An 11,481-nucleotide genomic window follows, 5' to 3' on the forward strand; every position below is an offset into this window, starting at 1 on the left:
TGTTCCGCACTCCTTTTTTAATGGGTATCAAACGATGATTAATTTGGTTGATACTTCATGTTAACAACCGACCATTCGTAAAGTGATTTCGGGTAACCATATTCACCTTTCCCGTAAATGACATTTGGGTCGGCATAGAATCCACCTTTATTCGTTGCTAAAAATTCACGAACCCCACGACGGTAAGTAATCACAGGTGCAACTAACTCATACTCTACCTTTTCCATCTTCGAGTCATCAATTATTAAGAACCGAGTCATACGAATCGTGCTGCCGCTGGTGCAGTCCCCTGGGTCATCATAGTCAATTGCTTCAAAAGGCTTGAGATCATCTTCGAACAGCTCTGATGTACATCCATCAAATCGAGCTAAGTGTACCCACGCTCCTTTTATTAGAGTTTGGTCATCGTTACCCACCGGCTTGAATGCAAGTAGTGCAATCTTACCTTTGCCGTATAATTTCAATTCTTCGTCCGTTGGCTCACGCACTGAACGAACGTTCATCAAACCAAACTCACTTTCTTCTAAGTTAGAAAACTCACGTGCATTTAGCGTGCTAAACAATACTGTTTGTTCAGTTTCAAGCAATGTATATTGATCCGCAACACCTTCATCTGCAAAGCTTAGATACAGCTGGACTTTCTTACTTTCCAACGCTTTGTAATCTCGAGATTCTCCTTCCGAAACGTCGAGAGAAATCCAACGTCTTTTTACTGGTGGGAGGTCAAGTAACGTCAGCTCTTCCTTATCAACATCTAATGAAGCGACTCCTTTAATTGTTGAGCTGGATATTTGATAGCTGCGGTTTCCTATTGGTGTACCAAAATCTAGCTTAACCTTTTTAAATGGTTCAAATTCCACCTTCATTGTAGAGGTACTTAAACCAGGGTGCTTCGCTTTGTTAATAGTGCCATTTACGACGATTGTTTTAGCTTTGTAGTTGCGTCCAGTAAGAGTAACCTCTACTTGGTACTCGCCTGCGTGCAGGATTTTCAAACGCCCCGTATCAGGGGAAACTAACTCGACCACAGGATCTTTTTGGTTAATAAGGCGGTAACTTGCCTTCGCAGTCCCACCACTCATCACTGGTGAGATAACACTACCAGCGGAGAATTCTACCGTTGGGTAAGTAACCGATACAGGGTTTGTGCCTTGTTTAATCGTGACCGAGAAACTACTTTCACCCGGATCCACTTTGTCGTCCCCCGCATCCGAAACAATAATTTTTGTGCTACCCGCGTTAAGAATTTGCATGGCACCCGTTTGGCTGTTTAAGGAAACCACATCTGTTGCTGCGTTGTCTGCAAATCGGTACGTAACTTCCCCAACCGTACCAGAGATTTTCGGCGCAACAAATGTTTGTCCAACCTTCCAAATCTCTTCCACATCGGATTGAACTTCAATTCGGCTCGGCGCACTCAAAATTGTCACGTAGACTTTTTGATCTGGACCAACGGTATAATTCGCGCTCTCTTTTCTGCGCACAGTTAGCGTCGCTTTACCCGCTTTATACACATGGAGACGTCCTTCACTAAAACCACCGACAACATCTGGTGCGGTGTTATCTACAATCTCAATTTGCTCGTCAGCACTCAAACCAAAATCACGGTGAAGATCAAAACTGTATTTGTTGCTGTATACAACGTCATAATCGTGCGTTGCCATGGGTTGGCCTTCAGCCTTTGCAACTTTAATGACAACATTAAATTGAATAGGTTGGTAGAACTCCCCACCATCGTCTTCAAACTTAAGGCCGTACTCACCCGCAGTCACTACCTCCAACTTGCCGTCAGTCATTCGTAAGCCATTAGGTAAGCTGCTAACTAGATTTACGTTACCTTTTTGCCCTTTAAACGCCAGAGGGATTGAAAGATTTGGTTGATAGGTAAGCGGCATTTCAATGTCTTTTATAACGGGATGAGGCGCGCGATTAACTTCAAGATCAAAACGAGTTTTGCTTGCAGGATAATTACGCATATCATGCTCGTAAATTTCCACTTCAGCAGCACCAACACCTTTGATCAGTAATGCTTCACCATTTTCTGTTTTAGCAACAACGTCTTCACCACGAATGATTCTCAGCTCATAGTCACCGTAGGCGTTCGTCACCTTAGGGAAAATTCGTCCACCTTCCTCATAAGTTGTGACGATATCCGCTGCGCTGATTTCTTGACGCTTGCCTTGTTTTACATCCACAAAAAATTGCGCTGTTTGCTGTTTATCCAGAAACGCGTCGCTGTAAGTTGCTGTCGCTTCAACCGTTAATTGCCCAACATTATGAACAAGAAGCAAACCCGTTTCAGGGTCTAGCAACTCGGCCACCTTGCTGTCTGGTACGCTATTTATAATTTTGTAAGAAATACGTTGCGTTTGAGCTTTATCTAGACGCACTGGTTCTAACGTCAACCCTTCTCGATACTCGTCTTCAAGCAAAGCGAACTGTAATTGCCCCGGAGCTACTGCATGCAGTTTAACCGTAGCGCGAACTTGTTTCGGCAAGTAAAAGTCGTTACCTGAATCAGTAATCAGCACCGATGCCTGACCAACTGAACCTAATGAATATACCGAACCGTTCTCATCAACACGAATCAAGTTATGACCACTTTCTACCTCATAACTCAGTTCGCCTTTTTGGCCACGGACGATCAACGCTTTTCCTTCTGACTCAATCGCATTGAAATTCAGATCACTCACTGAAAGTTCAGTATTGATGCCTCGCTCTACAGTGACAGAAAATCTTGCTTCAGAAGATTCATAAGCAGAGCTACTATCTGTAGCAAGAATCGTCGCCGTTCCTGGGCGCAGAATTTGTAGTATTCCTGAGTCATTAATTTTCACGACATTTGGCGGATTAGAGTCAATGACTTGGTAAGATACCGACCCATGTACATTGCTCAGTTTTGCTTCAGTAACCGTTCCCACTCCTTCAAACTTCAACACCGTGTCTTCCACTTTTAATTGCGGACGGTTCTGCTTTGTTACCGTAGTTGGTGTCTTCGTATTGTTCGGCTTAGAGTCTCCCCCACCGCCACAGCCAGCGAGTAAAGCTGCGAGAAAAAGCAAATAGTAATTTCTGTTCATTTTTAGTAATACTTTGTTACATACAAGATGGGGCGATAATAATACGATGTTTTATTAATCACTATCCCCATTTTTGAGCACTTTATTACTTAAGTAATTGCTACTGTATTAATCCTAAAAACAAATACTCAAAAATAGCGACCAAATTACATGAAAACACAAAAAGCAAACGTTTAAATCAAACTCTTCCATTAATTTAGTAAAAATTAATATTCAATAAAATAAAACATGAAAAATAAAGAGAAAAAATTGCGTTATTTTTTCTTTCATTATGATGTATAGGATTAATGGACTGTAAAAACAAATGGTTAATGAAAAATAGAAGAGAGAATAAATATCGTTTATATTTATAAAAATCTGGTAGGAAATAGTTTTAAAAGCATAATCAAACTACCTTTTAACATTTAAAATACTAAAAGGTAGAATTAACATTAGATAGAATTCTTATAGGGCGAGTTATTTTAGGATTGGTAACTCTGTTGTGTATTTAATGGACTCCATAGCAAATGTTGAAGTCACATTAGATAGCCCTTTTACACTATTAACTAACCGCTTATAGAATTCGTCAAAACACTTCATATCTTTGACTAGTACTTTCATCATGTAGTCATACTCGCCAGCCATACGATAAAACTCCATTACCTCAGGAAAGTCACTCACAGTTGTAACAAAATGGTGATACCAACCTTCGGAATGATCAATCGTTTTTAACTGAACAAATGCAATGAAAGATAGCTCGAGCTTTTCTGCACTTAACAACGCCACGCGTTTTTCGATGTAGCCCTCTTCTTCCAACCTTTTCAAGCGCTTCCAGCATGGTGTTGTAGTAAGATTGACTCGCTCAGCCACGTCATTTAATGACAAGGTGCTGTCGGTTTGTAGTAAAACAAGCAGCTGCTTATCTATTCGATCTAAACTCATTTCTATAAAACCCATAAAATGTAGAAAATTTTTCTACAAAAATCTTTATTAAGAGTAACAATAGCAAAGTTTTTCTCGAAAATTATAGATAAATTATCCCTATCTAATACTTATCTATCGATTTCCCAAGGAGAGACGCCATGTGTACTGACCACAATTGGATCAACAATGCAGTGCGTAAAATTGAAGCAGACTTCCAACGTTCTGCTGATACTCACTTATTTAAACTCGAACTACCTTCTCTTGATGGTATCGATATCTATCTAAAAGATGAGAGTACGCACCCTACAGGCTCTCTTAAGCATCGATTGGCGCGCTCATTGTTTCTTTATGCTATTTGTAATGGATGGATTGGTCCTGAAACCACTGTAATCGAGGCGTCCTCAGGCAGCACTGCCGTTTCGGAAGCGTATTTTGCTCGCTTGCTTGGCTTACCGTTCATTGCTGTTATGCCGAAAACCACCGCACGTAAAAAGATTGAACAAATTGAGTTTTACGGTGGTAAAGCGCATCTTGTAGAGCGCTCAGATCAGATTTATGACGAGTCTCGACGCTTGGCTCAAGAGCTAAATGGTCACTACATGGACCAGTTTACTTATGCTGAACGTGCTACTGACTGGCGCGGTAACAACAACATCGCGAACTCTATCTTTAGCCAAATGGAGTTAGAAGATCACCCGATTCCTAGTTGGGTAGTGATGAGCCCTGGAACAGGCGGCACATCAGCAACCATTGGCCGTTTTATTCGTTACCAAAAATACGACACCAAGCTTTGCGTGGTAGACCCTGAAAACTCAGTGTTTTACGACGCTTTCCAGTCAGGAAATCACTCATTGAAAGGTGATACTGGCAGCAAAATTGAAGGTATCGGGCGACCACGTGTCGAACCAAGCTTTATTGCTGGTGTCATTGATGAAATGCGCAAAATTCCAGACGCAGCCAGTGTGGCAACTGCCCATTGGGTATCTCAGCTGATTGGGCGTAAAGTCGGCGCATCAACAGGCACCAATCTTTACGGTGTGCTGCAATTGGCTTGTGAGATGAAACAACGCGGTGAGAAGGGTTCTATCGTGACGCTTCTATGTGATTCTGGAGAGCGTTACCTAGATACGTATTATGACTTAACATGGGTAAAAGAGAACATCGGCGATATTCAACCTTACTTAGCTCAACTCGAAGTCATTCAAACAAAAGGTTGCGTTGAGCCAGCTTGTTGCGGCTCAACTAACGCTTAACGTGCAAACTGGACTTTAAAAAGCAGCCCAACTTCATGCGGGCTGTTTTTATCGCTGGGTTTTACTTTTTCTGGCGCGCTTCAAACGCAGCCAATTGTTCTGGCGTTGCCGCTGGTTGATGATTTTGTTTCCACTCATCGTAAGTCATGCCGTAAACACGTTCGCGAGCGTCATCAATATCTAAATCCAAACCGAGATTTTCAGCCTCAGATTTATACCATTTACTAAAGCAGTTGCGACAGAAGCCCGCAAGGATCATCAGGTCGATGTTTTGTACGTCTTTGTTGGCATCTAAATGCGCCAATAAACGGCGAAATGTCGCCGCGTCTAACTTATCTTGTTCTTCTTGAGTCAAGTTTTTGTATTTGAATTCAGCCACTTTCCTTTCCTTCTCTCTTATTTAACTAGCTTTCGTCACCATATCTAGTTAGTCGGTAGTCATGAGTAAGAAGTATGCTTTAGCGCAACAATTCCCATTCTAAAATCACTACCTTTGATAAAAGCTGATATGATAATTACCATCCATCCTATTGATTAAATTAACATTTAAACAAATCATTACAACGGTCTTTTACCAAGGTTATCGTCTAGTTATGAAAAACTCCATTCTATTATTGTCTGCCTTGACCATTAGCGTGCCAACTTTAGCTGCTCAAGAACAAGCTCATCAATCTTATTTTTATCTGGGTACTGGTAACGTTGGTTTTGATACACCGTACTTCGGCTCGGATAGAGACAATGAGTGGTCAACACCACATATCACAGTTGGCTGGGGTTACCATGTAAACCAATACCTCGCGTTTGAAGGGGTTCTGCGCTATTCACAAAATGAACTTAAGAACGATGCTCTAAAAACTGACTTAGATCTTCACTATTACCAAGCAGGTATGTCTGCTGTTGTAACAAGTGATAACTTAGGCGATACGCCGCTGTCACTGTTTGGTCGCGTAACTGCGCTTGGCACTCAAGCCGAAATGTACGTACCAAACGAACAAAAAGTCACAGATGACTCAGGCGCACTATTCAACATCGGTGCTGGCGTCCATTGGGATATGAGTACAGATATCTGGTTACGCGCAGAGTACATTTATAATGTCGCAGATATGGGTTTTGAAGATTTTTACGACAGCTACGAAGGTGTACAAATCAGCCTAGGGAAACGCTTCTAACATTAGATAGCACCAAGTTTCCATAATTGAAAAACAAAGAAGCCGAGAGTTTTGCCTCGGCTTCTTTTAGATTCTATAGTATGTCGTCATTTACTGAACAGAGAACGTTTCTGTTGCCTCTTTGTTCACATGGTTGCTTGGTTGACCAGCATCGAGAGAATGCAAAATACCATCTTGACGATCTTTTAATGCATTCGTCAACGTTGGAAGTGCGGTAGTTGCTAGCAACGCCATAACACCTGCAACTAAAACCATTTCGACCATGTAACTACCACGTACTTTTTTCAAGGAAACACCTCAATAATAATAGGCATAGGCTGCTTTCCTAGCATTAAACCTAACAAGACCCAACATTCAGTCAAAACGATGAGCGAGTCCTGTGCCCCTCGAAGAAGTGGCGAAATAATAAACAAAAATAATCATTAAATCTATAAGTAATCACTATCTATATAAAAAAACACCGAACAAAAATTGCCCGGCGTTTTCAATCAAAGCTTTACGTGCTACTGCTAGGGGTGGGCAACACGGCCCTTCGTATCATGGCTAATTGCTTTGTTTAACTCTGCTTCTACATGACCTGGTGCTTGTGTTTTCGCCGAAATCAATCGGTACATTGCCGGGATAACAAACAAGGTCACCAATGTCGCAAACCCCATCCCGAAAAAGATAACCGTACCCACGGCAATACGGCTCTCATAACCCGCCCCTGTCGATACGATCAACGGAATTGCGCCAGCAAGTGTGGTAAACGCAGTCATCAAGATTGGACGTAGACGTCGCGCGGCAGCATCAATGATCGCTTTTTCAAACCCAACGCCACGATCACGTAGCTGATTGGCAAATTCTACGATCAAAATACCGTTTTTCGTCACCATACCAATCAACATGATCATGCCGATCTGACTATAAATGTTCATACCTTGGCCCATAATAACCAAACCAAGAAAGCCACCAAAGACACCCATCGGCACCGTAAACATGACCACTAACGGGTTTACGAAGCTTTCAAACTGAGCCGCCAACACGAGATACGCCACTAGCAGTGCCAATGCAAACACAACAGCAACACTCGCTTGGTTCTCTTTAAAGTCTTTCGACTCCCCCGAATAACTCACCGAAATGTCACCCGGTAAGTTGTCGATGGCTTCCTGGTCTAGGTAATTCAGCGCATCTCCTAATGTATAACCTTCCGACAGGTTGGCAGTAATAGTGATGGACTTCTGTTTGTTGTAGTGAGAAAGACGAATAGAGGCCGCCACTTCTTCAATTTTTGTGACCGCATCTAACGTCACTAGCTGACCGCTATTCGTGCGCAGATAAATCTGACTTAAATCTGCAGCATTATTAAAGCTATTTTCATCACCGCGAAGATACACATCGTACTCTTCGCCACGCTCAACATAAGTCGTTTCGCTTTTACCACCGAGCATGATTTCTAGGGTGTCAGAAATGTCTTTAACACTGACTCCTAGCTCTGCGGCACGCTGTCGGTCAACTGTAACCAATAACTCAGGCGTTTTTTCCGAGTAATCTATCTCTGCTCCTTCCATCATTGGTGATTCTTCTGCTTTGTTCTTTAGCATTTCAGCCCAAACAACGAGCTCATCGTAATCAGAGCCGCCTAATACGAACTGAACTGGCTCACTCGAACCACCTTGGAAACCTGGCATAAATGGGAACACTCGAACATCTGGGATACCTGCCAATTCTTTCCGTACTTTGTTAAGGGCTTGCTGAGCCGTGATATCACGTTCGTTCCAATCTTCTAGAATCATGATCACAAAGCCTGTCTGGTCTCCTGCCTGGCCACCAAACGCTGGCGTTTGGATGCTGAATGACTTCAGATAACCTTGCCCTAGTAATGGCATCAATCGGTCTTCGACAATATCCATATTGGCTGACATACGATTGTATGACGTAGCATCTGCACCGCGCACAAACGCAAATATCACACCGCGATCTTCTTGTGGGGTCAGCTGGGCCGGTACCTGATTCATCAAGAAATAGCTACCGCCCAAACAAGCTAGAATCACCAGCGGAGCAGCCCAACGTACTTTCAATGCGCCTTTCAATAATGCGCGATAGCCACTCTCAAGCTTGCTAAACAAGCGATCAACCGCTTCATTGAATCGATTTGGTTTTACATTCGCTTTCAAAATCTGACTACCTAATACAGGAGTCAGCGTCAGGGCAATCAAAGAGGAGAATATGACCGACATAGCCAGCAATACAGAAAACTCTGTAAATAGTAGACCTACCATGCCATCCATAAAGGAGATCGGTAAGAACACCATCACCAGCACTAATGTTGTTGCTATAACAGCAAAACCAACCTCTCTTGTGCCTTTATATGCGGCGAGTAATGGCGATTCACCGCGTTCAATATGGTGGAAGATATTCTCTACAACCACAATTGCGTCATCCACCACCAAACCAATCGATAATATCAACGCCATCAAGGTGATCAAGTTGATAGAAAACCCAAAGTAGTACGCGGCAATAAACGAAGAAATCAGAGAAACAGGTACCGTAACCGCAGGAATTAAGGTTGCACGAGCTTGGCCGATGAAAATGTACAACACCAAAATCACCAAGCCGCCCGTGATAAATAGCGTGCTGTACACCTCTTCGATTGAACGCTCGATAAATACTGTCGCGTCGTAATCTATCGCAAGACGTGTACCTTCTGGTAAGAACTTCTGGATGTTATCGACTTCAAAACGAACCAGCTTAGCAACCTCTAACGGGTTTGCGTCTGACTGCGGTACCACACCAAGACTGATGTTTACTACACCATCGCTTTTGAAGGTTGAGTTTTCGTTTTCTGCACCAATGAAGACATCTGCTACATCTTTTAAATAGATAGGTGTATTGTCGCTTGCGCGTTTAATGACAAGATATTGAAAATCTTCAGGCGTGTTATAAGTACGAGCCGTACGCACGGACATTACCGTTGAGTCGTTACGAACTTCACCACCTGGGCTTTCTAGGTTCTCACTTCGCAAAGCTGATGTAATGTCCGAAGCTGTAACTGAACGTCCAGCCATTAGTTCAGGCTTAAGCTTCACGTACATTACCTTGTACAAACCACCGGAGAGATCAATGGAGCTAACCCCAGAGATCAGGCTAAAGCGGTCCATCAATACACGTTCGGCATAATCCGTTAATTGAGTACGGTCCATCTCTGCAGAACTGAGATTGATGTAGAGCGACGCCTCTCCCGAGCCATTGTTCTTATAAACAATAGGGTCATCCGCTTCATCAGGTAGCGAGCGCTGAGCACGAGCCACGGCATCCCGCACGTCGCTTACACCTGTATTGAGATCGTAACCTAACTCAAACGTGATCGTGATACGCGACATGCTGTTACGAGTAGTGGAGCTAATTTCATCAACTCCACTGATCCCAGAAAGCTGGTCTTCCAAAACGGAGGTAATTTGGCTTTCAATAATAGTCGCCGATGCACCCTCATAACGCGTACTGATAGAAACGACTGGGCTTTCTATATCAGGCATTTCACGAACGGCTAATTTGGTGAATGACACAAAGCCAAACACACACAACAGCATGCTCAGAACCAACGCCGCGACAGGGCGTTTAACTGAAACGTCGGACAGTAACATTAGTTTTCTTCCTCATCCGATTCACTGTCATTGCGTGTCACATCCGTGGTGTTCGCTTTTAGTGGCGCGACAATTTCTTTCACTTCGACACCATCACGCATGTTAACAATGCCTTGAACCACAATCTTGTCACCAATCTCAACACCAGATTCGATCACCACCTCGTTACTAACACGAGCACCTAGCGACACTTCTCGACGAGTAGCTTTGTTGTTTTCATCAATTACATATACAAAACGTTTAGTTCCGGAGTATTCAAGCGCTTGAACAGGAATGATTGGCGCCTTAATAGCAGGAAATGCTAGTGAAGCGTTCATCAACATGCCCGGCTTCAATTGATTTTCTGGGTTATCAAACTCAATACGCACGCGAAGATTCAGTGTTTCGGCGCTGATACGCGTATCAATACCTGTGACTTGACCAGTAAAGATCTGGCTACCCCATGCACTGGTTTTAGCGATGACTTCCATACCAATAGAAAGCATCGATAAATAGCGCTCCGGTACTTGCAAATCCAGTTCCATGACGGAAAGATCATCCAACGTCAAAAGTTCAGTACCCGCACTGACCATTTTGCCGCGGCTAAAATCGATAAAACCAACAGTGCCAGAAAATGGAGCAGTAATATGGAGATCAGCTAAATTGGCTTGAGCAGCATCTAGCCTCGCTTGTGCTATTTCAACACTGGCTTTTTGTGCATCGATTTCAGTTTGAGTAATCGCATTCCGCTTAACCAAACGTTGGAACTCTTTTAACTTACGCTGTTCATCTTTTAGATACGCCTTTGCCTCAATCAAAGCGGCTTGAGCCTTATCGTCATCTAACTTAATTAATAACTGGTCTTGCTGGACATTTTGATTCGCTTTAACAGCGATTTGATTCACTTTGCCGGCGACTTCCGATGCGACAACCACAGACTCCGCTGCCTTTAATTTGCCGATAAGAGTTAAGGATTGATTGATCTCGTGCGTTTCTACTTGTTCAGTCACAACAGTAACCGCTGAGCCTCCTCGCATCGCAGCGCAAACCGATGGAGAACTCAGTAATATAGAAAGCGTTAAAACAGATAACGATAACGTGGCTTTCATGCTCATGATATTGACTTCTAAACGAATAAACTTATGTCATTAAACTGCTTACAGTTTATCAGTAGATACGGTGTTTAACGTCAAGTAGTGTAAATTCAAGTAAAAAGCGCGCTTCTCTTCTGTTCAAAGGACAAACAAAACGCTGACTTTCTACCATCTTTGCCCAAAAAGACAGCATTCAACGTAAAAACGTAAGAAAAACGCTTTACAGCCTGAGCGAGTTTGCTATGATTCGCTCCGCACTTGGGAGATGAGTTGGGAAAACATCTTACTAAGTATAAAAATCCTCTGGAGGGGTTCCCGAGTGGCCAAAGGGAGCAGACTGTAAATCTGCCGGCACTGCCTTCGATGGTTCGAATCCGTCC

The 11,481-nt window shown here is 43.0% G+C and carries 8 protein-coding genes and 1 tRNA gene; 3 read left to right on the plus strand and 6 right to left on the minus strand.

Features of this window, described 5'->3' with window-relative positions:
• Positions 1–38: 38 nt before the first annotated feature.
• On the minus strand, positions 39–3,080 hold the full coding sequence (locus R7P74_RS03300; protein ID WP_253656977.1) for a cadherin repeat domain-containing protein: 3,042 nt from the start codon (positions 3,078–3,080) through the stop codon (positions 39–41).
• Positions 3,081–3,536: 456 nt separating this feature from the next.
• A complete protein-coding gene (locus tag R7P74_RS03305; protein WP_137281817.1) occupies positions 3,537–4,001 on the minus strand; it encodes an Lrp/AsnC family transcriptional regulator in 465 nt (154 codons plus the stop codon).
• A 140-nt stretch (positions 4,002–4,141) separates the two neighbouring features.
• Between R7P74_RS03305 and R7P74_RS03310 the strand changes: the two genes are divergently transcribed.
• The gene (locus R7P74_RS03310) at positions 4,142–5,236 is read left to right on the plus strand and encodes a PLP-dependent cysteine synthase family protein (protein ID WP_222716715.1); all 1,095 of its coding nucleotides are present in this window, start codon (positions 4,142–4,144) and stop codon (positions 5,234–5,236) included.
• Between the two features lie 61 nt (positions 5,237–5,297).
• Here R7P74_RS03310 and R7P74_RS03315 read toward each other — a convergent pair whose 3' ends face one another.
• On the minus strand, positions 5,298–5,615 hold the full coding sequence (locus R7P74_RS03315; protein ID WP_005378586.1) for a DUF1244 domain-containing protein: 318 nt from the start codon (positions 5,613–5,615) through the stop codon (positions 5,298–5,300).
• A gap of 214 nt (positions 5,616–5,829) precedes the next feature.
• Between R7P74_RS03315 and R7P74_RS03320 the strand changes: the two genes are divergently transcribed.
• Complete coding sequence (locus R7P74_RS03320; protein WP_158157364.1) at positions 5,830–6,405, plus strand: porin family protein; 576 nt, start codon at positions 5,830–5,832, stop codon at positions 6,403–6,405.
• A gap of 90 nt (positions 6,406–6,495) precedes the next feature.
• Here the strand turns inward: R7P74_RS03320 and R7P74_RS03325 are convergent, their stop codons facing one another.
• The 3 genes from R7P74_RS03325 to R7P74_RS03335 form a co-directional block, all read right to left on the minus strand.
• Positions 6,496–6,693 (minus strand): type II secretion system protein, encoded by a 198-nt coding sequence (locus R7P74_RS03325; protein WP_031781369.1) that lies wholly within the window; start codon positions 6,691–6,693, stop codon positions 6,496–6,498.
• Between the two features lie 221 nt (positions 6,694–6,914).
• Positions 6,915–10,028 (minus strand): multidrug efflux RND transporter permease subunit VmeF, encoded by a 3,114-nt coding sequence (gene vmeF / locus R7P74_RS03330; RefSeq protein ID WP_213874664.1) that lies wholly within the window; start codon positions 10,026–10,028, stop codon positions 6,915–6,917.
• Positions 10,028–11,122 (minus strand): efflux RND transporter periplasmic adaptor subunit, encoded by a 1,095-nt coding sequence (locus tag R7P74_RS03335; RefSeq protein WP_213874663.1) that lies wholly within the window; start codon positions 11,120–11,122, stop codon positions 10,028–10,030. The genes vmeF and R7P74_RS03335 overlap by 1 nt, the downstream gene beginning before the upstream one ends.
• A 292-nt stretch (positions 11,123–11,414) precedes the next feature.
• Between R7P74_RS03335 and R7P74_RS03340 the strand changes: the two genes are divergently transcribed.
• A tRNA-Tyr gene (locus R7P74_RS03340) sits at positions 11,415–11,481 on the plus strand.

This window comes from Vibrio sp. 2033 (assembly GCF_033339735.1).